Origin of the sequence: Rheinheimera pacifica, assembly GCF_900108485.1 — a bacterium.
Classification (GTDB): domain Bacteria; phylum Pseudomonadota; class Gammaproteobacteria; order Enterobacterales; family Alteromonadaceae; genus Alishewanella; species Alishewanella pacifica.
Genome location: NZ_FNXF01000010.1, coordinates 46148 through 68772 on the forward strand (window position 1 = coordinate 46148; position 22625 = coordinate 68772).

26 protein-coding genes are annotated in these 22625 nt (G+C 50.7%); 6 read left to right on the plus strand and 20 right to left on the minus strand.

The features are described from left to right. Positions 1–36: 36 nt before the first annotated feature. The 3 genes from BLW68_RS13125 to BLW68_RS13135 are packed head-to-tail and all read right to left on the minus strand — an operon-like array spanning position 37 to position 1872. Positions 37–648, minus strand: a complete 612-nt coding sequence (locus BLW68_RS13125; protein WP_092794038.1) for a hypothetical protein — start codon at positions 646–648, stop codon at positions 37–39. Further along, positions 635–1210 carry an RNA polymerase sigma factor gene (locus BLW68_RS13130; RefSeq protein ID WP_092794041.1) on the minus strand — a complete coding sequence of 192 codons (576 nt, stop codon included), beginning with the start codon at positions 1208–1210 and terminating at the stop codon, positions 635–637. Before BLW68_RS13130 ends, BLW68_RS13125 begins: the two co-directional genes overlap by 14 nt. Positions 1211–1245: 35 nt before the next feature. After that, complete coding sequence (locus BLW68_RS13135; RefSeq protein ID WP_092794042.1) at positions 1246–1872, minus strand: energy transducer TonB; 627 nt, start codon at positions 1870–1872, stop codon at positions 1246–1248. Between the two features lie 154 nt (positions 1873–2026). Here BLW68_RS13135 and BLW68_RS13140 point away from each other — a divergent pair, with 154 nt between their 5' ends. The 4 genes from BLW68_RS13140 (at position 2027) to BLW68_RS13155 (ending at position 7099) form a co-directional block, all read left to right on the plus strand. Then, a complete protein-coding gene (locus BLW68_RS13140) occupies positions 2027–3463 on the plus strand; it encodes an efflux RND transporter periplasmic adaptor subunit (protein ID WP_092794044.1) in 1437 nt (478 codons plus the stop codon). Between the two features lies 1 nt (position 3464). Continuing rightward, entirely contained in the window at positions 3465–4217 is a 753-nt protein-coding gene (locus BLW68_RS13145) for an ABC transporter ATP-binding protein (protein ID WP_092794046.1), read from the plus strand. Further along, complete coding sequence (locus BLW68_RS13150) at positions 4214–5443, plus strand: ABC transporter permease (protein ID WP_092794048.1); 1230 nt, start codon at positions 4214–4216, stop codon at positions 5441–5443. Before BLW68_RS13145 ends, BLW68_RS13150 begins: the two co-directional genes overlap by 4 nt. Positions 5444–5557: 114 nt before the next feature. After that, positions 5558–7099: a methyl-accepting chemotaxis protein gene (locus BLW68_RS13155; RefSeq protein WP_092794050.1), complete on the plus strand. Its 1542-nt coding sequence runs from the start codon at positions 5558–5560 to the stop codon at positions 7097–7099. A gap of 42 nt (positions 7100–7141) precedes the next feature. On the opposite strand, the gene BLW68_RS13160 is transcribed toward BLW68_RS13155, so the two are convergent. From BLW68_RS13160 to ccmA, 10 genes are read right to left on the minus strand one after another with little or no spacing between them, the layout of a single operon-like run. Then, positions 7142–7918 (minus strand): MlaA family lipoprotein, encoded by a 777-nt coding sequence (locus BLW68_RS13160; RefSeq protein WP_092794052.1) that lies wholly within the window; start codon positions 7916–7918, stop codon positions 7142–7144. Position 7919: 1 nt separating this feature from the next. After that, complete coding sequence (gene ccmI / locus BLW68_RS13165) at positions 7920–9122, minus strand: c-type cytochrome biogenesis protein CcmI (RefSeq protein WP_092794054.1); 1203 nt, start codon at positions 9120–9122, stop codon at positions 7920–7922. Next, positions 9119–9577 carry a cytochrome c-type biogenesis protein gene (locus tag BLW68_RS13170; RefSeq protein ID WP_092794056.1) on the minus strand — a complete coding sequence of 153 codons (459 nt, stop codon included), beginning with the start codon at positions 9575–9577 and terminating at the stop codon, positions 9119–9121. Before BLW68_RS13170 ends, ccmI begins: the two co-directional genes overlap by 4 nt. Further along, entirely contained in the window at positions 9574–10146 is a 573-nt protein-coding gene (locus tag BLW68_RS13175; protein WP_092794058.1) for a DsbE family thiol:disulfide interchange protein, read from the minus strand. The genes BLW68_RS13170 and BLW68_RS13175 overlap by 4 nt, the downstream gene beginning before the upstream one ends. Then, positions 10139–12106: a heme lyase CcmF/NrfE family subunit gene (locus BLW68_RS13180; protein ID WP_092794060.1), complete on the minus strand. Its 1968-nt coding sequence runs from the start codon at positions 12104–12106 to the stop codon at positions 10139–10141. Before BLW68_RS13180 ends, BLW68_RS13175 begins: the two co-directional genes overlap by 8 nt. Beyond that, a complete protein-coding gene (ccmE, locus tag BLW68_RS13185; protein ID WP_092794062.1) occupies positions 12106–12591 on the minus strand; it encodes a cytochrome c maturation protein CcmE in 486 nt (161 codons plus the stop codon). The genes BLW68_RS13180 and ccmE overlap by 1 nt, the downstream gene beginning before the upstream one ends. Continuing rightward, complete coding sequence (gene ccmD / locus BLW68_RS13190) at positions 12591–12791, minus strand: heme exporter protein CcmD (RefSeq protein ID WP_092794065.1); 201 nt, start codon at positions 12789–12791, stop codon at positions 12591–12593. Before ccmD ends, ccmE begins: the two co-directional genes overlap by 1 nt. A 2-nt stretch (positions 12792–12793) precedes the next feature. Next, a complete protein-coding gene (locus BLW68_RS13195) occupies positions 12794–13528 on the minus strand; it encodes a heme ABC transporter permease (protein ID WP_092794068.1) in 735 nt (244 codons plus the stop codon). A 1-nt stretch (position 13529) separates the two neighbouring features. Next, positions 13530–14195, minus strand: a complete 666-nt coding sequence (ccmB, locus tag BLW68_RS13200; RefSeq protein ID WP_092794071.1) for a heme exporter protein CcmB — start codon at positions 14193–14195, stop codon at positions 13530–13532. Then, the gene (ccmA, locus tag BLW68_RS13205; protein ID WP_245728340.1) at positions 14189–14848 is read right to left on the minus strand and encodes a cytochrome c biogenesis heme-transporting ATPase CcmA; all 660 of its coding nucleotides are present in this window, start codon (positions 14846–14848) and stop codon (positions 14189–14191) included. The genes ccmB and ccmA overlap by 7 nt, the downstream gene beginning before the upstream one ends. Before the next feature lie 104 nt (positions 14849–14952). On the opposite strand from ccmA, the gene BLW68_RS13210 reads away from it, so the two are divergent. Together BLW68_RS13210 and BLW68_RS13215 are read left to right on the plus strand one after the other, a co-directional pair. Beyond that, positions 14953–16854, plus strand: a complete 1902-nt coding sequence (locus BLW68_RS13210) for a flagellar hook-length control protein FliK (RefSeq protein WP_092794076.1) — start codon at positions 14953–14955, stop codon at positions 16852–16854. A gap of 9 nt (positions 16855–16863) precedes the next feature. Further along, the gene (locus BLW68_RS13215) at positions 16864–17178 is read left to right on the plus strand and encodes an EscU/YscU/HrcU family type III secretion system export apparatus switch protein (protein WP_092794078.1); all 315 of its coding nucleotides are present in this window, start codon (positions 16864–16866) and stop codon (positions 17176–17178) included. A 13-nt stretch (positions 17179–17191) separates the two neighbouring features. Here the strand turns inward: BLW68_RS13215 and BLW68_RS13220 are convergent, their stop codons facing one another. Genes BLW68_RS13220 through BLW68_RS13250 form a run of 7 tightly spaced genes read right to left on the minus strand, consistent with a single transcriptional unit; the run spans position 17192 to position 22623 of the window. Beyond that, on the minus strand, positions 17192–17623 hold the full coding sequence (locus BLW68_RS13220) for a DUF2802 domain-containing protein (protein ID WP_092794080.1): 432 nt from the start codon (positions 17621–17623) through the stop codon (positions 17192–17194). A gap of 1 nt (position 17624) precedes the next feature. Further along, positions 17625–18119 carry a chemotaxis protein CheW gene (locus tag BLW68_RS13225; RefSeq protein WP_068234640.1) on the minus strand — a complete coding sequence of 165 codons (495 nt, stop codon included), beginning with the start codon at positions 18117–18119 and terminating at the stop codon, positions 17625–17627. A gap of 30 nt (positions 18120–18149) precedes the next feature. Then, positions 18150–18962, minus strand: a complete 813-nt coding sequence (locus tag BLW68_RS13230) for a chemotaxis protein CheW (RefSeq protein WP_092794083.1) — start codon at positions 18960–18962, stop codon at positions 18150–18152. A 3-nt stretch (positions 18963–18965) separates the two neighbouring features. Then, positions 18966–19742 carry a ParA family protein gene (locus tag BLW68_RS13235; protein WP_092794086.1) on the minus strand — a complete coding sequence of 259 codons (777 nt, stop codon included), beginning with the start codon at positions 19740–19742 and terminating at the stop codon, positions 18966–18968. A 1-nt stretch (position 19743) separates the two neighbouring features. Further along, positions 19744–20733: a flagellar motor protein MotB gene (locus tag BLW68_RS13240; protein ID WP_092794089.1), complete on the minus strand. Its 990-nt coding sequence runs from the start codon at positions 20731–20733 to the stop codon at positions 19744–19746. Between the two features lie 5 nt (positions 20734–20738). Then, the gene (locus BLW68_RS13245; RefSeq protein ID WP_092794091.1) at positions 20739–21482 is read right to left on the minus strand and encodes a flagellar motor protein; all 744 of its coding nucleotides are present in this window, start codon (positions 21480–21482) and stop codon (positions 20739–20741) included. Next, positions 21475–22623, minus strand: a complete 1149-nt coding sequence (locus BLW68_RS13250) for a protein-glutamate methylesterase/protein-glutamine glutaminase (RefSeq protein ID WP_092794094.1) — start codon at positions 22621–22623, stop codon at positions 21475–21477. Before BLW68_RS13250 ends, BLW68_RS13245 begins: the two co-directional genes overlap by 8 nt. Between the last annotated feature and the right edge of the window lie 2 nt (positions 22624–22625).

The window sequence follows — 22625 nt, forward strand, 5'->3', positions numbered from 1 at the left end:
AAAAGTGTAATTCTTTTTGTATTGATAATCGCTCCGTTAGCTGTCAGAACAATACAAGCCACGGCTAACCGGTTTAATGGCAACCAACTGACCGGCACTATTGCTGACAAACTCAACCCATTGCTGCTGAGCAAAGTCGCTTAGTTTATGCTGTTGCAGGTTTAACTGGCCCAATAACTGCCGATCTATGCTCAGTAGCAGATCATCACATACTGTGATCTGCCACTGCTCTTCTTGTTGACGTAACAAGCCGGTATGATAATGAAAAGCAGTGCTACGTTGCTGGGCTGCTGTGTACTGCTGATAAACAGCTGATGGATCAGCCTGCTGCGAAAGTGCCCTATGCTCAGTTTGCGGTGACAACCTGTGTTCCTGTACCTCTTTATAATGCTCGTCCTGCATTACCACTACCTGATAATACAACGGGGTTGTTTTATCTGCCGGTTGCAATAAATATCCCATCAATAACAACAAGGCACAGCTCATTGCCAGTTGAGTATTACGCCACAACCCCATACCACTACTACGTTTTACTGGCCTGGCGCGGCGAACTATTTCCCGGCTAACCCGCTGCGGCAGCACATGACAGGCTTTATCGTGCCGGTATTGCTGTTGCAGCTTTTGTTCAAATTGTTCAGGCGTTGTCATCTGAGCCTCCGGCCAACTGCTGTAAAAACTGTCTGGCATAACGTAAACGGCTTTTAATGGTTTCAGCCGGCTGTTGAGTAATATCGCTGATCTGCTGTAATGAAAAACCTTCCAGCTGTAGCATTAACGCTTCACGCTGCAAAAAGGGCAATAATTGTAATTGCTCACTAAACAATAATTGCCGCCTGTTAGCATCTAACTGCTGTGCCAGACAGGTACTGGCTGCAAGCTCGGTTTCAAGCATATCTGCCTGCCAGCGCTGACGACGGCGTAATTCATCAATCAGGCAGTTACGCCCCACACTGAACAACCAGGTTTTAAAGCTGCTTTTGCCAGCAAAACTGTAAGGTTGCTCAATAAGTTTAAGCCAACATTGCTGACTGATATCTTCTGCCAGTGCTTTGTCTGATTGCTGGGCCAAAAAGTGGTATAACTCATTACCATGCAGCGCAATCAGTTTTTCCAGATGCGCCGGGCTGCCTGTGTCACGGTACAGCGCAAACAGCTGCTCTGCACTGCTGTCACTGCCAAACCAGCCACTGATAAAGAAGGATAATGCCATTGAACTGCTCCTTGTGCTTACCCTGTAATTTCAGCCTAGTCGCTCTGTAAACTGAAATCGAGCTGAACCTGCATATTCTGTTGTTTTACCGCTTTACCGTCGACCAGTTGCGGCTGATATTTCCAGCGCCGCAGCGCCCTTACAGCTTCGCGGTTAAACAGGGTTGCCGGCTCGGCTGCAAGCACTGCTACGTCCGTCACTGCACCGGTTTCATCTATGGTAAAACTCAGTCGTACCCAGCCTGAGATACCGTCACGCGCAGCTTCTATGGGGTAACGTGGTTCAACCCTGACCAGCGGCGTTGCAGAACGTTCGCCCCCTTGCATCATGTTATTGGGGCCGGTGGCTCGCGGTATATTTACTTTGCCTATGGCATCAAAACCAGGATTAAGGTTTGTTAACGTTTCCACTGTCGGATCTACTTTGGGTAGATCACGGGGTTTCAGCTCTGGCATCGGCGGCAATACTTTATTTTTTATTACGTCAGACTCTGGCGGCGGGTTAAAAAGCTCAACCGGCAGATACACAGGTGATGCCTGTGGTTTTACACCATCTGTTTTGATCAATTGCTGCATAGCTGCAAACAGTAAAAAGGTGATCGTTAGTGCCGACACAGCAGCGGAGGTCATTTTTACAGTTTGTTGAGAGGGCAAAGTTTGCATATCAGCTCCTTTTTAACTTTGTTAGTAATTAGACGTTTGGGCCAATAAAACGGGGTTAAACTTTTTGCCTTTACACAACCTTTACCCTGCCCTGACATTGCTTAGCAGTAGAGACTGATATAGTAAACGCATATAGTTTTATGGAGTAAAAGCAGTGCGTTATTGGATTTCAGCTTTCGTTGTGGCATTAGTTGTCGCCGGTTTTTGGCTTAGCACAGGCACCGGGCAGCAACTGATACAATATCAAACGCAAAGCCCTGCCCGTGGGGATGTTGAAAGTGTGGTAAATACCGCAGGTACCACCAAGGCAGTTGTTACGGTGGAAGTGGGTACTGAAGTATCAGGGCTGATTACCGAGTTATATGTCGACTTTAACGACGATGTCACTCAGGGCCAGGCTATCGCCAAGCTGGATGACAGAACTTATGTCGCAAAATTACGTCAGGCCGAAGCGGATGTGGTTATGGCACAGGCCAGCCTGGCACAACAAAAAGCCACGCTGACCAAATCCAATACCGAGCTGGCCCGCACCGAACGTGCCTATACCCGCCAGCAACAGCTGATGCAGCAAAAGCTAACCAACCAAAGCGAACTGGATGATGCCCGGGCTGCATTTGAAACAGCACAAGCGCAAATAATACTGGCGCAGGCGCAAATTCAAAGCGCCGAGGCGCAGTTGTTGCAGCGCAATGCCCAACTAGAACAGGCCCAGCTGGATTTAGACCGCACTACGATCCGCTCGCCGGTTAACGGCACGGTAATAGATCGCCAGGTTGATACCGGCCAGACAGTGGCAGCCAGTTTGTCGGCCCCTACGCTGTTTACCATAGCGCAGGATTTATCCCGTATGCAGATTGAAGCCGACGTAGACGAAGCCGATATTGGCAAAGTGCAGCATGGCCAGTTGGTACGCTTTCAGGTTGATGCCTACCCGGACCGGCGTTTTTCCGGTGAAGTCGCCCAGGTGCGCAAAGCAGCCACCAACACCAATAACGTCGTAACATACAAAGTTATTATTAATGCGCCCAACCAACAGCAGTTATTACTGCCGGGTATGACGGCAAATATGAATATTGTGCGTGGCTCAAAGCAGGATGTACTACGTGTGCCCAACGCGGCCCTGCGTTTTAAACCGGTTGGTATCACAGCTGAAACGCAACCCCAGCCCGATATGGCCGCTAATTTGATTAAGCAGCTAAACCTTAATGCCGACACTGCCACTAAGGTAAAGCAGCTGTATGCTGAATTTGGCAAAGCTATGCAGCAAAGCCGCAGCCAGAATGCCGGTAACCCGATGACTGATGCGCGCCAGTTAATGACGCAACAGCGGCAAAAACTGCAAAATGCTTTGCAACTGGTGCTGACAGAGCAGCAGTATCAGCAATATTTGCAGTTGAACGAACAACGCCGCAACAGAGCGCCAGAGGCAGAAGCCGGCACCCGCGCTCAGGTATGGCGCTTAAACGCTGCAGGCCAGCCAGAGGCGGTGAATATACGCATCGGCTTAGCTAATGACGAATATTCAGAACTACTGGGCGGCGACATCAGCGAAAGCGACAAAATCATTGTGCGTGCAGTAAGGGTCGACTGATATGAGCCACACCGTTGTTGAAACCAAAGCGCTGGAAAAACATTATCAGATGGGTGGCCAGCATTTACGGGCGCTAAAAGATATCAGCATCCGTATTGCCCAAGGCGACTTTGTTGCCGTAATGGGCCCTTCTGGTTCAGGCAAATCAACTTTTATGAATATGATTGGTTGCCTTGATGCTCCCAGCCGGGGGCAAATCCTGCTGCAGGGCGAAGCCTTAACCCAGTTATCAGCCGCGGCGCTGGCAAAAGTACGCAATAAGTATATTGGTTTTGTATTTCAGCAGTTTAATCTGCTGCCACGTACCAGTGCCCTGGATAATGTGCTGCTACCATTGCTTTACAACAACACACCGCGCGATGAAGCAAGGGCGCGGGCACAAGCTTGCCTGCAACTGGTTGGGTTGGGCGACAGGCTGGATCATCAGCCATCGCAATTATCCGGTGGCCAACAACAACGGGTTGCTATAGCCCGGGCACTGGTAAATGATCCGGCGCTGATTTTGGCCGACGAACCCACCGGCGCACTGGATACAGAAACCGGGCTGGAAGTAATGCAGTTATTGCAGCAATTACACCAGCAGGGAAAAACCATAGTGCTGGTAACCCACGAAAGTGACATCGCTGCTTTTGCCAGCCGCCAGCTGTTATTTAAAGACGGTAGCCTGATATCAGATCGCAGCTCAATACCGCACAGCGCCAGCGCTGAGTTGGCGTTGCTACGCCAGCAACGTATGAAGGAGGTAGCGGTATGAATAGCCTGACCTTACTGCAGGTAGCCTGGGTGGCGCTGCGGGTAAACCTGCTGCGCAGCATTCTTACTATGCTGGGTATTATTATTGGCGTAGCCGCAGTTATTATTATGCTGGCGTTAGGGGCTGGCGCACGCTATGACGTTGACCAGCAAATAAAAAGCCTGGGCGGCAATGTATTTGTGGTATTTGCCCGCGGCCGTTTTATGGGCGGTGCCCGCGAAGCCAGTGGCAGTAGCCAGGGCCTGACAGAAATGGATGCGCAGGCCATAGAACAGCAAATTCCGGAAGTAAATGTCGCTGCCCCTACCCTGCGCGCCAGTGGCCAGCTGATTTATGGCAACCTGAACTGGGCGCCGGAAATTCACGGTGTCGATAATAAAATTTATACCGCCCAAAGCTGGGAGCTGGCCGAAGGGCGCAGCTTTAGCGATACCGAACTAGCCAGTGCCGGGCGTGTGGCGGTAATAGGCCAAACCGTAAAACGTGAACTGTTTGGTGCCGCTGATGCACTTGGCCAAACGGTGCGGGTAAATAAAATGCCGGTTACTATTATTGGTGTGCTCAAAGGCAAGGGGCAAAATACTCAGGGTAATGATCAGGACGACCTGATTTTTATGCCACTGGACACGGTACGCAAACGTATTGCCGGTATGACTCTATCCAGCCCCAAAGCGGTACGGTCAATTATTGTGCAGGTAACAGATGAGCGCGATATGGCCATAGTTGAGCAGCAACTCGATAGCCTGCTGCGCCAGCGTTTGCGCATTAGCGACAACCAGAGCGGTTTTAGCATTCGTAACCTGGCCGAAATGGTAGAAACCCGCTCGCAAACAATGCAAATATTTAATGGCCTGCTGGCTGCTGTAGCGTCAGTATCACTGCTGGTAGGGGGTATTGGCATTATGAACATTATGCTGGTATCGGTAACAGAGCGTACCCGTGAAATTGGCCTGCGTATGGCAGTGGGTGCCGAACCGCGAATTATTTTAAAGCAGTTTCTGGTAGAAGCCGTGTTGCTCTGTGCCATGGGTGGGCTAATTGGCCTGACTCTGGCCGTAGCCGTCAGTTTGGGTCTGGAATATTTTGCCGGTTTTACCGCCATTATTCAGCCCCAGGTTGTGGTAATGAGCCTGGGTTTTTCCTGTCTTATCGGGGTGTTTTTTGGCTACTATCCGGCCACCAAAGCGGCCCGTATGCAGCCGATTGAAGCGCTACGCTTTGAATAATACATAGTAGACTTTAGTCTTAGCACTACAACAGGTGATTGACAGTACAGCAGAATTTCCGAACACTCAGAAAATAACCTATAGTTTTATTTTTTGTTGTGCCACGGGATGTTTATGCAACTTAAAAGTACCAAACCTGCTTTGCTGGTGTTTGCTGTTCTGTTGGTGCAGGCAATAAGTTTTGCCGCTACCTCTTCTGCCATACTGGCGTTAACGCTGGCGGCTATAATGCTGTTGCTGTTTTTTTACTGGCCGCCAGCCGCCGCACAGCCGGTTAGTGATAGCAACAATGAGGTATTGGCAAAAACCGCAGATAATATTACCGAAGCTACGTCAAAGATGGCCATTGGCGCGGCTGAAGTGTCATTTTATATTGACAGCCTGATTAAAGATATTCAGCACAGCGGTGATGACAGCAGCAAAATTGCTGACGTGAGCAACCGCCTGGCCAGCACTGGTAATGAACTGACCCGATCACTGCAAAGTATTGGTAGTGCACTGCAACAAACGGCTGCCGCATCACAGCAGGCCGATAACCTGCTTGGATCCGGCGTCAACAATATTAAAGCACTGGTTAGCGCTGTCAGTGACGCAGCAGTACAACTGGCCAGACTGCGCAGCAGCAGCGACAACATTCAGCGTATTACTGAAGTCATTAACACCGTAGCCGAACAAACCAACTTACTGGCGTTAAACGCAGCCATTGAAGCCGCCCGCGCCGGTGAACAGGGCCGCGGTTTTGCCGTAGTAGCCGATGAAGTAAGAACTCTGGCAGGCAAAACCGCTACCGCTACAAAAGATATTGCCACTATGCTTAGCGATATCCGCGATCAAAGCCAGCATACCGCCAGCCAGATGAGCCAGCTACAACAGGCCGGTGAGCAGGTGCAGCAAGAATTACTGCAGGTTGCCGCTGGTTTTAATGATATCAACCAGCAAATAAGTGGTTCCTCGCAAACACTGGGGCAAATTGAACAGGTAAGTACCGATCTGGAACATACCAGTGAACAACTGGCCCATTCCATCGGCAATATCAGTCAGGCGCTGAAAACGATCGGCCAGAAAGGCAACTCGGTAGCGCAACAGGCCATAGAGCTGTCGGTAGAAACTGAAAGTGTTTACCGCGAACTAAGCACCTTAAGTGAACACAGTTTTTTCAGCCCTATTTTGGCCGAAGCCAGACAAGCCGCTGATGCGATTGGCCAGTTGTTCAGCCAGGCGGTTGCCGATGGTCGCCTGAGCATGGAGGCACTGTTTGCCGAAAAATACCAGCCGATAACCGGTAGCAACCCGGCCAAATTTCATACCGGCTACGACAGCTTTACTGATCAGTATTTACCGGCGATTCAGGAGCAGGTATTAAGCCGGCACAGCAATGTGCTTTATGCCGGTGCGGTGGATCGCAAGGGGTACTTTCCTACCCATAATAAGAAGTTCAGCCAGCCGCTAACCGGCAATTACGACAAAGATTTACTGCAAAACCGCACTAAACGCATTTTTAGCGACCGCACCGGCAGCCGTTGTGGCAGCCATACCGAAACCATGCTATTGCAAACCTATAAACGTGATACCGGCGAGATCCTACATGATTTATCAGTGCCGATCATGGTAAACGGCAGGCACTGGGGCGGGTTTCGTATTGGCTTTAAACGCTAAACCGGGCCATGGCCCGGTTTAGCTGCTGCTCTTTGCTGTGAATTATTCCAGATCGTCGAGTAAGTCATCAAATACGCTTTCATCCACTTCAGGCTCTTCCTGTTTTGGCGGATTACCGTCGTATATTTTAAACAACTGGCGCTGGTAATAAGACTCTTTGACAAAGGCGTATGGATCGAGCGACTCTTCCAGCATATTCTCCATCGACATCAGCTGCTCACGCCCATCTAATGCATTGATAGCTGCCCTGGTCAGGGTAAGTGGGGTATTTAACAGCCCCAGCGGAAAATAAAGGTTATCTACCAAGCCACCTGCCGTGCCCCGCACGGTAGTAGGACCAAGCGCCGGCAACATCAGGTAAGGGCCATCACCCACGCCCCACACTGCCAGTGTCTGGCTAAAATCCTCACCCTGCTCTACCAGACCTATTCTGGTAGCTACATCAAACAGGCCAAACAAGCCAAGTGTACTGTTTACCAGAAAACGCCCGGCGCTGATGGCAGCACGGTCTGGTTTTGCCTGCAACGTACCGTTTAAAAAGCTGGCTGGTTCACTAAGGTTATTGGCTACATTAACCAAACCTTTACGTGCTGGCTTGGGTACTACAGTCATATACCCCACAGTGGCCGGGCGCAGGACATACTTGTCCAGAATGTCGTAGTTAAAATCCCACAGTGGCCGGTTGATAGTTTCAAGCGGGTCCCGGCTATCCCGGTAATCAGTTTGCTGCTGAGCTTGTTTATTGTCAGGCTTACTGGCACAGCCAGTAACCAGCAGCATTAACGGCAACAACACGGCAAAACACGACGATTTACGCATATTAAGGTTCCAGTTTTAACGAAACAGAAAGCAAGGGATCATCAGAAAACGATAAAACAGCTGAAGCCGTTTGAATATCACCGGGGCGCTGCTCAACAGTACCTGACAACGACATGCGGGCAACAACCTGCACTTTATCAGCATTGGCCAGACTCCAGCCCGGCTGCATGGCCATTTGTTCTGTCAGCACCAGTTGCTGCTCACCGGACGGTAACGGAATGCGTTGTACAGCCAGCGGTAGTGCTGCCCCCTCTACCGCTTTAGCAAATAAGAACAGGCTGGCATTTGGATTGGCCTGCGCCAGCGCCGGATCAACATACAACGTAATACTAATTTGGCGCCCTTGCGGCATTTTATCGATGTTTAGCTGTTCTAAGCGTTGCTGCACTGCGGCATAACGCGGGTCATCTGCTGGCAGTTGTCTTAATAAAATCTGCCAGGCACTGGCGGCTTCGGTTAAATCGCCTTTTTCATAGGCAATCAGCGCCATCAGCGATAACGCATCGGTATTTTCCGTATCGCGGCTTAACACGCGGGCTACTGCGCGCCCGGCTCTGGCCAGGCTGTCGTCATCGCCGAGTAAAATCAGTGCCTGCGCATAACTAAGTAACAATGGTGAGCGCTCAGGCGTTAGCTTAAGGGCTTTTTCAAAAGCAGCGACGGCCTGCTCGAGCACACCCTGCGACATCCGGATACGGCCCAGCAGCATCCAGGCCACGGCATCATCACCTTCGTTAGCTAAGCGGGTACGCAGGGCCAGGGCAAACAGCTCGACTTCCTGATCTGATAACGGTTCTCCCTGGTTCAGCAATGCCCGCTCACCATATTGGGATAAGTTTTGCTGTGCCTGCTGCCACTGCAGCAACTGCCGATAATGCCCGGTACTGGCATATACACCGGCCACTATCAGTAAAGTAAGCATTAACAGCGCTAACGGCAAACGCCAGTTCGCACTGCGGTTGTCTGTTTGTTGTAACTGCTGTTGCTGCAGCAAAAACTGACTTTTCAGCTCCTGCGCCGCGCTGTCGAAATCCTGCTCGGCCAGCTCACCGGCATCGCGGGCCAGTGCCAGCAACTGCAAGCGCTCTTCAAATAATTGGGCCGGAGTTTGCAGGGGTAACTCTTTGCTGCGCCTGGGCCAGAACAACACTGTTGCGCTTAGCAATAACATCAGTACAGCAGCAGATAACAACGGCCACATCATGGCTTTTTACTCCGGTAACGTTTAATCAGCTGATCCAGCTCAGTATTTAACTCGCTTTTAGTATCAGCATTGTGTTGTGGTTGCCGGCTACGGCGGTAAATTGCCGTACCGAGCAATAATGTCAGCATTAGCACCGGGGCTAACCATAACCACAGCGTATAGCGGTTCAGTGGTGGCTGATAATGCACAAAGTCGCCGTAGCGGTTAATCATGTAATCTAATACCTGCTGCCGCTCCTGGCCCTGGCGCACCAGCTCGTAAGTTTTTTGCCGCATATCTACTGCCACTATGGCGTTGGAATCAGCAATATTCTGGTTCTGACACTGTGGGCAGCGCAGCTCTGCCGTTAAGCTGCGGTATAAATCGCGCTGGCTGTCGTTGTCAAACTGCAGCAACTCCTGTGCATGCAGTGCGCCGCTTAACAGCAATAATACTGTCGCAATAAGGTATTTCATGGCTGGCTCCACTGCTGATACAGCGGTGCCAGTTTGGCGCGCCATATTTGTGGGTTAATATCACCAATATGATGTGCCCGCACTATACCGTTGCTATCAATCAGAAAGGTTTCCGGTGCGCCGCTAACGCCTAAATCCAGCGATAAACGCCGCTCCAGATCGAGAATATTAAACTGATAAGGATCGCCGTTTTGCTGCAGTTTCTGTGCTACATCCTGTTGCAATGCTTTAAGACTAAAAGGCGCATCAAAGGTAGGATCGCGCGGCAGCTCATAATACAAGCCGACAATTTTAACACCCTGCTTGCGCAGCTCGGTCAGGTACCCCAGTTCAGCATTACAGGTTGGGCACCAGGTACCCCAGACATTGAGCAAAAAAGTTTCGCCGTGCAGCTGCTCCGGCGTCCAGATGTGTTGTGGCTGCATCAGATCTGCCAGGGCAAATTCAGGCAATGCTTTGTTCAGACTGGCTGATTCACGCTCACGCGGATCGGAAAACAAGCCACTGAGCAAAAATACAGTCAGCAGCAAAAACAGCGCCAGCGGCACATAAAAAAACAGCTTACGCATTGGCCACCTCCTGCTTTGTTGCCGGTGGCGTTTTACGCCGGTAGCGTTTATCCGCCAAAGCCAGTAAAGCGCCTAATGACATCAGCAAACCGCCGAGCCAAATCCAGCGTACAAAAGGTTTAACCTGAATACGCAGTGCCCAGGCATTCCCCGGTAATTCTTCCCCCAAAGACACATATAAATCACGGCTTAAACGGGCATGCACTGCCGCTTCCGTCATAATAGTGCGCTGAATGCGGTAAAAACGTTTTTCTGCGTGCAAGTGCGTAACGTAACGGCCATCTTTACGTACATCAAGCTCGGCGGCCTGGCCGCCATAATTTGGTCCGTCCAGATCGTACACATCCACCAGCGTAAACTGATAACCAGCCAGTGTGGCAGTATCGCCTTCCTGCATCCGCACATCGCGCTCTTCGGTGTAGGTTTTGGTCATGGCAACACCAATCACCAGCACAGCAAAACCAATATGAGCCAGTGTCATACCATAATGGCTGGCATTAAGTTTAGTCAGACCCTGCGTTACAGAACCAAACTGACGCATGCGCAGCATTACCTCAGCCAATGCTGATACGCCCACCCAGGCACCCAATAACATGCCCAGTAATGCCAGGTTAGCCTGCACACTTTGCATACTGGCTAATACACCAAGTGCCAATATCAAAGCCGCCACTAATATCAGGCCAAGCGGTTTAACCAACGGCGTAAATTGTTGCTGCTTCCAGCGTACCCAGGGGCCTAAACCCAGCATCAGCGCAAACGGAATCGTTAGATAATAAAACATCTGATTAAAAAACGGCTCGCCGATAGAGATAGAGCCTAAGCCCAGCTCTTTATGAAATAACGGAAATAAAGTACCCAGAAACACAATTAAACAGGCTGTCAGCAGAAATATATTATTGCCCCACAGCATCATTTCGCGTGAAAACAGCTGATAGCGTGCTTGCGAGCGTACAGAGTTCATTCGCATGCCATATAACAGCAACGAACCGCCCACCACCAGCAGTAAAAATACTAACAGGTACATACCGCGGCCCGGATCAGTAGCAAATGAGTGCACTGACACCAGCACACCGGAGCGTACCAAAAAGGCCCCTACCAGGCTAAGCGCAAACGCAGCCAGGGCCAGCAGTACTGTCCAGCTTTTAAAGGTGCCGCGTTTTTCGGTTACTGCCAGGCTGTGAATTAATGCCGTACCGGCCAGCCAGGGCATAAAAGAGGCGTTTTCTACCGGGTCCCAGAACCACCAACCGCCCCAGCCCAGCTCGTTATATGCCCACCAGCTACCCAGCATGATACCCAGCGTAAGAAATAACCAGGCAGCCAGTGCCCAGGGCCGTACCCAACGTGCCCAGACGCTATCAAAACGGCCGCCCATCAGTGCCGCTATGGCAAAGGCAAAGGCCACAGCAAAACCAACGTAGCCCATATACAACGTAGGCGGGTGCAGGATCATGCCAAAATCCTGCAACAGCGGGTTAAGATCGCGCCCCTCTACCGGAAAAAACGGCAGGCTACGCTCAAACGGATTCGACATAAACAACGAGAAGGCAATAAAGCCGACACAGATCACACCCATAATCCCCAGAATACGGCCCAACAGCAGTAAAGGTAGAGCTTTGGAGAACTGTGCAACTAAGGCTGTCCAGCCTGCCAGCATAAGCACCCACAACAGCATAGAGCCTTCGTGCGAGCCAAAACTGGCGGTGATCTGATAATACCAGGGCAAGGTGCTGCTGGAGTTTTGCGCCACGTTAACTACGGTGAAATCGTTAGTGCGAAAAGCGTAAATCAGTGCCAGCATTGCCAGCAAACAAAACAAAAACTGGCCTAAGGCCAGCGGTTTGGCCAGCAACAACATACGCTGGTTAGCTACAAAACTGCCATATAAAGGGATAATTGCCAGTAACAGCGATAAAGCAAAGGCAAATGTCAGCGCAAGCTGACCGGCTTCAACGATCATTAATAGCTCCCGCTGGCTGGTTGCTGCTGTGACGGCGGTACATGCTTAATACCTTTTAATGCTTCGGCAACTTCCGGCGGCATATATTCTTCATCGTGCTTGGCCAGCACTTCTGACGCTTTAATGGTTGTGGCATCCTGTAACACACCTTGTGCCACTATACCCTGCCCTTCACGAAACAAATCCGGCAGGATGCCTTCGTATATTACGGTAACCAGCGGGCCGGTATCGACCAGATCAAAGCTGACTTTCAGTGACTCAGGGTCGCGTTTTACTGACCCTGCAACCACCATACCGCCAATACGCAGGCGCTGACCAACCTGTGGTTTTATTTTGTCCTTACCAAGGCCGTCCACTAACTGTGATGGCGTATAAAATAAGTCAATATTCTGCTGCAAGGCATAAAGCATGGCAGCTACGGCTCCGGTGAGTAAACCAATAACCAACAAAATGGCAAACAGGCGTTTCTGACGTCTTGGCTGCATTAGTGTGCTTGCTCCTGATACTGCTGAAGGCGTTTTTCGCGGGCCAGCTTTGCACTAAGCTGACGCTTGAATTGTTTATGCTGGTACTGGCTGTACCAGGCTAAGGCGGCCAGCATGACATAGCTGCTGCCAAAAGATAACCAGACAAACAGACCATAACCGCCCATTGCCCAAAATTCTGCCCATGACTGAAAATACATATTTAGTCTCCTGCCATTGCTTTAACCCAGGGCCGGTGCTGCTCGTTTACCAGTATTGCCGTGCGTAGCCGAACACACAGCAGTGCCAGCATTAATATTTTAAATGCCAGAATGCTGATCAACAGTGGCCATAGCATGCTTGGATCAATCGACGGTTTGGCAAACTTGGTTATAGACGCGCCCTGATGCAAAGTGTTCCACCATTCTACCGAAAAATGGATAATCGGCAGATTAATTACACCCACTACGGCCAGCAAAGAGGCCACTTTGGCACCGGTTTGCCGGTCTGAAAAAGCACCGCTTAATGCTATTACACCAAGGTAAAGAAATAACAAAATAAGTTCTGATGTTAAGCGGGCGTCCCATACCCACCAGGTACCCCACATTGGTTTACCCCAGGCCATACCGGTAATAAGCGCTATAGCCGTGTATACCGCACCTATAGGCGCAATAGCCAGTACTGACCACTGTGCGACTTTTACCTGCCATACCAGCGCAATAAAGGCTGCTATAGCCATAGCAGAATAAGTACCCATAGACATAATGGCGGCAGGTACATGCAAATGAATAATACGGTAGCTATCGCCCTGCTGATAGTCGGGCGGTGTAAATGCCAGGCCCCAGATATTGCCCAGCAGCAGCAATAGCAGGGCTGCGCCCATTAACCATGGCATAAGACGGCCACACAAGTGGTAAACGGTTTCAGGCTTAGCGTAAGGATGCAACCATTTAAACATATCAGCTCACATTTATTTTCAGCGCGCTGGTCACCGCAACCGGTACCAATGCCAAAGCAAATAACAACATAGCCAGCATCACGGCCAGTTGTCCGTGATACGGCAGCGCCATACTGGCCGCTTCCATCGCCGCACTGGCGAATATCAGCAGCGGAATATACAGGGGCAGAATCAGCAGTGCCAGTAAAATGCCACCTTTATCGGCCGACACCGTAAGTGCTGCGCCAAGCACACTGAGCAAACTCAGCAGCGGTGTACCCAATAGCAAGGTTAATACCATAGCAATAAAGCTGGCCATATCAACGTTAAGCAACAGCGCAACTAAAGGTGATAACAACACCAGAGGCAAGCCGGTACTTAGCCAGTTGGCCAGTAATTTGGCCAGCACAAAAGCTAACAACGGCTGGCGCGATGCCACCAATTGCTCCACCACACCGTTGCGGTAATCGTCTTTAAACAGCCTTTCGGCGGCCAGCAACACACTAAGCAAAGCGGCTATCCAGATCACTCCGGGTGCGATAATACGCAGCAAATTTGGCTCTGGCCCAACGCCCAGTGGAAATAAACTCAGCACAATAAGGAAAAAAAGTACCGGGTTTAGCCAGTCAGCTTTTTGTCGTGCCAGCAGGCGCAATTCACGCTTTAAAAAAGGTCCCAGGGTTACCATCGGTACGCCAGCTCCAGCGTGTTAAGGCCGTCATACACCATACTAAGCGGCTGGTGAGTGGTCAGAATAATAGCGCCGCCACAGGTTAAATGTTGCAGAAAAAACTGCTGCAACATCGCAATAGCCGATTGATCCAGTGCAGTAAAGGGTTCATCTAAAATCCACAGCTGGCTGCGGCTGAACCACAACCGCGCCAGTGATACCCGTCGTTGTTGCCCGGCTGATAACATACGACAGGGAATATCTTCCAGCCCGGCAAGCCCGAGTGTTGCCAGCAGGGCCAAATCATCGGCCTGCGGCAGTTCTGCCGCTGCGCGCCAGAATGCCAGATTTTCCAATGCTGTTAATTGCTCATGAATACCACTGTGGTGGCCGATATAACACAGGTTAGCGGCGTAATCTGTGGCAACATCAGCTACAGGTTGCCGGCAATAAAGCAATTGCCCTTCGTCAGGCGTAGCCAGGCCAGCGAGCAGCCGCAGCAACGAGCTTTTACCGGCGCCATTTTTACCGGCTACCTGCAACAGCTCACCGGCATGCACCTGTAACGACAACTGCTCAAACAGCACTCTGTCTTGCCGGATACAGCTAAGTGACTGAGCTTGCAGTAGCAACTGGCCAACTGGTACAGAAAAGGGCTGATGTTTAATCACTGGCCTCTGGCTATCGACGATAGGAAAAATTGCGCGCATATTACCATATTGGCGTCATAATACGAATGCAGCGATAGCACACAGCAGAACAAAACAGGCAAAATATGAACCAGATCAATCTGGATAAGCTGTTTCAGCTTAGTCCGGGCCAAAAAGCCGACCCGGCAGTATTAAAGCTGGTGGTAGCACAGGTATATCAGGCTCAGGTGCAACAGCTGACTAACGGTCAGTTTGGCCTGCAGTTGCCTGCGCCCCGCGCCCCACTGCAAATTACCTTACCAGCTAACCTGCCGGCCAATGTGCAGGCAATGCTGCAAAGCAGTGTTCAAACAGCCTTAGCGGTTACACCTGGCATGCCAACGCAAAGCCCTCCCCCGCCAGCTACCAGCCCGCAGGCAAATGTGCAGCTGCAGTTTTTACCGCAGAGCAATGGCCAGTTGCAACTGGTGCTGCAATCAGCCTCAGCGCCCATTACGCTGACACTAAGTGCAGTACAGGCACAGCAATTGTTATCGTCGGTGTTATCTGCCGGTTTGCCCGGGTTCCAGCCCCAGCCGGCTGCAGCAACGCAACTGCCGGTTAATGTGCTACAACAACCACAAGGCCTGGCGCTGCAACTTGGCAATGGCGCAGTGGTGCGGCTACCTGCCACTACTCAGGCGGCACTTATGCAACAATTGTCCGGCAGTGGCGCCGCCGGCTCATTATCTGCCGATACTAAAATTGCACCACCACAGGTGCTGCTGGATATCAAAGCAGAGCGCCAGCAGTTGGTACTGCAGCTACAAATACTGCCTGCCAATATTAAAGCGGCTGGCACTGTGGTTAATGCCAATCTGGCCACAATACCGGTAACCCTGAATAAAGCCGAGCAAAGTGCTGTGCTGCAACAACTGCTGCAACTGTTTAATCAACCGGCCAGAAGCACCACTGCAGTACCTGCAGCTGCACAACAGCTACTTAGCCAACTGTCTGGCAGCGTAAATGCCGGCACTCAACCATACCAACTGCAATTACAACAACAGGCCAGCCATTGGCAATTATTACTGCAGCCGGTTAAAACCTCTGCCAGTGTAATAATAACGCCGGAGGCACTTAGCAGGACGTTGCAGTTTAATACAGACAGCAACGCCACTGCTGCAAAAACGCCGGCAAGCACAGTACAGACGCCGCAAACACCAAATACACAACAACTGGTACAGCAGGCATGGCGACACTTGCTGCCGCTTATGCCGGTGCAGGCAGATACCCTTGCCAGCCTGCCAGAGCTGCCACCAGCGGTGCAGCAAATTTTGCAACTGGTGCGGCAAAGCCAGCCAGCGGCAGATAAAGTGCCGTCGCCACAGCAACTGATAAGCCAGCTGAACAGCCTGCTACAATTTCAACCGCTGCAGCCTTCTGCTACGGCTCAAACCAGTGGCGGTGCGCTGGCCGCAGCGATACAGTTACTGCTTGGCCATTTATTGCAAAAACCACTTGCGGCAGCAACACAACCGGCAAATAAGCCACTGGCACAACTGATCAGCCAGTTGGAGCCAGGCCAGGCCAGCAGTTTGCTGCGCCAACTGGCTGGCCATAGCAGCACGCTGCAACAAAGCCAATTGGCCACGCTGGATAGCAACAATGCGCAAACGCAACAGCTATTACTGCAATTACCGATGCAACAAGGCAGCCAGAGTGTGTTTAGCCAGTTGTTACTGGAACAACGCGAAGCAGATGGCAAGCACAATGGCGAAAAACAAACCCTGTGGCAGCTGACAATGAAGTTTGATTTAAAGCAGCTGGGCCAGCTGATGGTGGTAGCAAAATTACAGCAACAACAATTGCAACTGCAGTTTTATACTGACGAAATGCAGGCTAAATTGCAGGCTGATCGCTTTTTACCTTTGCTCAGTGACCGTTGTAAAGCACAGGGGTTAGAAGTAACGCAGGCAGAGTGTACGCTGGGTAAAATCCCCGACACCATCTTGCCCCGTGCCAACAGCCTGCTGGCAATTAAAGTATAAGGAGTTTGAGTGACAAACGATGACAGTAAAACCCGGCGCAGCGCTACCGCTCTGCAATATGAAGGCAAACAGGCGCCTACAGTAACGGCGCAGGGGCATGCAGAGCTGGCAGATGAGATCGTTGCGCTGGCGCGTGAACACGGCGTGTTAATTCATCAGGATGAAGAACTAAGTAAACTGCTGACTAAGTTGGAACTGGGTGAGCAAATTCCGCAGCAACTTTATATTGTTATTGCGGAGCTGATTGCGTTTTCGTATGTGCTGCAGGGCAAGTTTCCGGAAAACTGGCATAATATTCACCAGCGTATAGATATTAAAAGCTGAGCTTAAATTAACGCTATTTTTTTGCCTGATGCAGGTTGTACAACAGTTCAGCTTCGGCCCGCGGCAGTTCACATTCGCGGATAATTTCGTCTAAATCGGCCCCCAGCTGTACCATTTTCATCGCCCGGCTGTATATTTTTGACTCGGGATCGGTCAGCTCCAGTGCTTGCTGTTTATCAGCCAGCGCCTGCAGCTGCTGATTAACACCGCCTATATTAGCGTCTAACTGCAACACTCGTTGGCCAACCCCGATAACACCGGCTCTTAGTTCTTCCAATTCGTGCCGGGTTTGCAACAGCTGCTGTGCTTTAAAGTCAAGCTGTTGCTCCAGTTGCTGTAATTGCTGCTGCCAGTTGCGTTGTATGCGCCCCAGCCACCAGACAGCGATAAGCACAAGCGCTGCCAGCAGCAGTATGACAGCAATAGCAAACACCGGTAACGTCATATCAGATAGCGCCGATCTCTTCCCACTCTTCGTCACTGAGCAGCTTATTTAAATCGACCAGGATCAGTAATTCACCTTCACGGTTAGATACGCCCTGAATAAAACGGGCACTTTCTTCTGTGCCTACATTTGGTGCGGTATCCACTTCAGACTGCTTCAGATAAACCACTTCAGCCACGCTATCGACCAGAATACCAATAACCTGCTTTTCTGCCTCAATGATAACAATACGGCTATTGTCTGTTATGTCGGCGGGCTCCAGGCCAAAACGGGTGCGGGTATCAATAACCGTTACCACATTACCGCGCAGGTTAATGATACCTAAAACGTAATCCGGCGAGCCCGGTACCGGAGCAATTTCGGTATAACGCAGCACTTCCTGCACCTGCATCACATTGATACCGTAGGTTTCTTCCTGCAGTTTAAACGTTACCCATTGCAACACGATATCAGCTGAATCGGTTTTCTTTACCGACTGCTTGGTTAAATTGCTCATGCACAGCTCCTGTATAAATCCTTTGTCTGATTATGCACTGATATCCAGACCACGGTTCAATAAATCAATCATAGCGTCCACATCCAGCAGTACACACATATGCTTTTTGATAAGGCCTGCCATCCAGGGCCGCTTACCTTCGGCTTCACGCCATTTTACGTCATCCTGCTCCAGCACATAGGTATTTACCAATGTTTCGCAACACAGGCCCCAGTTACTGTTGCCAAGCATAATAACATATTGATAGTTTAGCTTTTGCTGCAAACTCTGATCATATTTTTCTGGCATAACCCAGCGTGCGGTATCGACAATACTAATTTTCTGTTCGCGATACAACATCACGCCTTTGAACCACTGTGGTTTGCCGATCAGGCTGTTTATGCTGCCAATCTGATGAATACCACCCAACTCTTTAAGCGGCACTGCCACTTTTAAACCCGCAACATCAAAAAACAATGCCTGAAACCGGCCCTGACGGTAATCTTTTGCCGGTGCCGCTGTTACTACAGGTGGCGCAGGCGGTGTTGATTGCGCAACAGTAATACGTTCTGATACCGGTACTGCCCGCTGTTGCAGTGCCTGGGCCGCTTCTGCCTCGGCGAATTTTGCTTTTAGGGCCGCCATGGCATTGGTTTCTACGGCAGGTGGGGTAACTACTTTCGTTTCAGTTACTGTTTCAGCAACCACTTCAGTCACTACAGCTTGTGCCAGCAACTCATTTAGCTGTTGCTTTTTTTGCTCAGCTATCGCCACTTCTGCTGTGGGTGCTGCAGGCTCTTCTTCGGTTAACAGCGCTGATAAGTAGTGCTGCATAACCTTCTGACTGGCGATTAAATTACTCATGCCTTACTCCGCTGCCAGTTGCAGTAAATACGTCAGCAGGGTGTTGTAGGCAAAAACGCCCCGGCTACCCGGCGCATGCACATTCGGCGGTGTTAATGCCAGGCTGGCGTCACGAAACTTGGTGTCTACCGGTATCACCGCAGACCAGACCTTTTCCTGATATTTGTTTTTCAGCTCTTTATAGGCTTCCAACGACGCCTTGGTACGCTTGTCATACATCGTAGCAATGATGGTAAAGGCATAATCTTTTTTCTGCGATGTACACATTAGTGCCATGGTAGCGATCATCCGCTCCAGACCTTTTAATGCCAGAAACTCTGTTTGTACCGGGATCAGAATACGGTCACTGGCAGCAATCGCATTCACCATCAGCACGCCCATTACCGGTGGGCAGTCAATCAGCACATAATCATATTCTGTTTTAATTTTATGCAGTGCCTTTTTCAGCATCAGGCCCATGCCACCTTTATTGCCTAACGAGCGATCCAGTGTGGCCAACGCCATAGATGAGGGTAAAATATCCAGATTAGCCACACCACTTGGGCATAATGACTGCAGAATTTCTTCGCTGGTAATGTCTTTACCACGGATAAAAATGTCGTATACGCTGACTTCCAGCTCTTCTGCGTCAATACCAAAATAATAGGTCAGGGACGCATGCGGATCAGTGTCTACCAGCAAGACTTTATAGCCACGCTCTGCCAGTAAACCGCCCAGCGTTACTGTAGTGGTGGTTTTGCCCACCCCGCCTTTCTGATTCGCTACTGTCCAAATTACCACTTCAGGGTTCCTGTTGTTCTGGAGGTTTTGCATCCGGGTTATCCTGGCGCGTGGTAATACGAATACCGCCGCCTGGCAGGGCAATAACACGAATGCTGCCATCGTCCTGGGTTATCTGCTCAAGTTGCGGCTGCAAGCCCTCGGCACCGGCGTTATCAGCAGGCTCTGGCTGGGCTGGCGCAGTTTCTTCCGGCTGATACCCATAGCGGGAAATTGCAATCACCACTTTACGGTTTGCCGCCCGCCCTTGTTCCGTGTCATTCGGGCCAAACGGGTAATACTGGCCAAAACCTTCTATGGCAAGGCGCTGTGGTGCTGTTCCGGCGCGTTCTAAAATTCGTAACACCGAGGTAGCGCGACTCACCGATAACTCCCAATTTGACGAAAACAGTTCATTGTTAATCGGCAAGTTGTCAGTATAACCCCGCACCCGGATAAAATTGCTGATGGGATTAATAATCCGGGTAATTTCAGTTAGCAGCGTTTGCGCCGAACTGGTTGCTGTAGCGCTGCCACTGGCAAATAACAGGCCGCTGTTAAGCTCAATAGTCAGCCAGTTTTCATCCTGTTCTATTTTGGCCAGACCTTGTTCCAGCAAATTAGCCAAAGCTTTTGTCAGTTGTTGCTCAACTGCTTGTAACGGGCTGCCCAGCCGGGTTTCACTGATTTCTGATAATCTTTTGGCATCGGCCACTAAACTGGGGCCTTTTGCCTCCTCCAGTGAGGTGCCATACAAATCCAACTCACTTTGCGGCACGGCATGGGTTAATACTGACTGCCCCTGTACGCCGGTATTTTGCTGCTCTGGTTTTTCAAACATCCGGGTAAGGCTATCAGCCAGTACACTGTATTGCTCTTCTTTCACTATCGACATGGCATACAGCACAACAAAAAGCGCAAACATCAGCGTCATATAATCAGCGTATGACACCAGCCAGCGATCTAACTGCTCTGGCTCTACCTGTGTGTGCTTCTGTTTATGCCGGTACATCGGTGTTAACCCGGATGGTAAGCGGCCAGCTTACGCTCGATATTGCGCGGATTTTCGCCATGAGCGATAGACACCAGACCTTCAATAATCAGTTCATGGTACAAAGTACGTTGCTGTACCAGACTTTTCAGCTTATTACCCACCGGAATAAACACCAGATTCGCAAAACCAACGCCATAAATGGTGGCAACAAATGCAGTGGCAATACCCTGGCCTAATAACTGCGGTTCAGAGATATTTGACATGGCCTGAATAAGACCCAGCACAGCGCCGACAATACCTATGGTCGGGCTGTAGCCGCCCATAGCATCAAATATACGGGCACCACGCAGCAACCTTTCACGCTCAAGTGTCAGTTCTGCATCCAGTGTATCCTGCAAAGCTTTGGGGTCAACGCCATCTACCAGTAAATTCAGGCCGCGGTGTAAAAACGCATCGTGCTCTGCCAGAGCATCCTGCTCCAACGCCAGAAAACCGCTCCCCCGGGCTGCGCTGCCCCACTGCACTATACGCTGTGCTGTCTGTTCCAGCGGCATTTGCGCCGGGCGGATCACCCAGGGTAATATTTTTAAACCCAGTTTAAATTGCGACATAGGGGTTTGCAGCATTACCGCCCCCACAGTACCGCCAAACACGATAAGAAAGGCAGGGAAATGCAATAACGTAGCCAGACTGCCACCTTCAATGACAAAACCACCGGCCACGGCAATAACTGCCAGAAAAAAACCGCTGATGGCCAGCTTATCCATGTTTTAGTTCCGTGATCAACCGTGCGGCAACTTCATTCAGGCTGACTTCCTCATCCATCAGGCCTGCCGCGGCTATAGCCTGTGGCATACCATAAACCACACAGCTGGCTTCATCCTGCGCCCAAATACGGGCACCTTGTTGTTTAAGCAGCCTTGCACCTTCACGGCCATCAGCTCCCATGCCGGTAAGCACAATGGCCAGCACTTTATCACTGAATACTTTAGCGGCTGTCGCAAAGGTAATATCAACACTGGGTTTAAATGTTATGCGTGGCGAGTCGTCTTCTTTAATCCGCAACCTGCAGGAACTGTCATTGCCTTCAAGCAGCATTTGTTTGCCACCAGGGGCCAGGTAAGCCACGCCGGGGCGCAGCACATCGTTGTCTTGTGCTTCGCGCACTTCGATTTTTGACAGCGAATTTAGCCGCTGGGCAAAAGCACCGGTAAAGGCTGCAGGCATATGCTGGATCAGCACTATCGGTAATGGAAAATCAGCCGGTAACGCAGTGATAATACGTTGCAGGGCCACCGGCCCACCGGTAGAGGTACCAATTGCAACCAGCTTATAGCTTTTACCACTGGCCTGAAAAGCCCCGCGCGGGCTCACTCTTTCATTTAACTTAGGCCGCTCAAAGCTGCTGCGGGTTAATGCCGGGCGCTCTGACAATCTGCTGCTGTCGCTGGCAGCGGGTGCCGGGCGTGAAGCCAGCGGCGTGTTGCTAAACGTCTGGCGCCCCAGCGTACGCTTACGGGCTACCGCTTTTACTCTGTCACGCAGTAGCTGGCCGGCTTCGTCTTTGTCGCGGGCGATGTCTTCAAATTTTTTCGGCAGAAAGTCAACGGCACCCGCTTCAAGCGCATCAAAGGTCGCCTTGGCGCCTTCATGGGTCAGTGAGGAAAACATCAGAATGGGAATACGCTGCTGCTGCATTATTTCACGCACGGCAGAAATACCGTCTAACACCGGCATTTCTACGTCCATCGTAATCACATCAGGCTTTAGCGCTAAAGCTTTATCAACGGCTTCCCTGCCGTTGTTGGCGGTGTCAATAACGTCGATGTCGCCATCCTTCGCCAGAATTTCTGTTAACCGGCGGCGGAAAAAGCTCGAGTCATCAACTACTAACACCCTAATTGCCATAG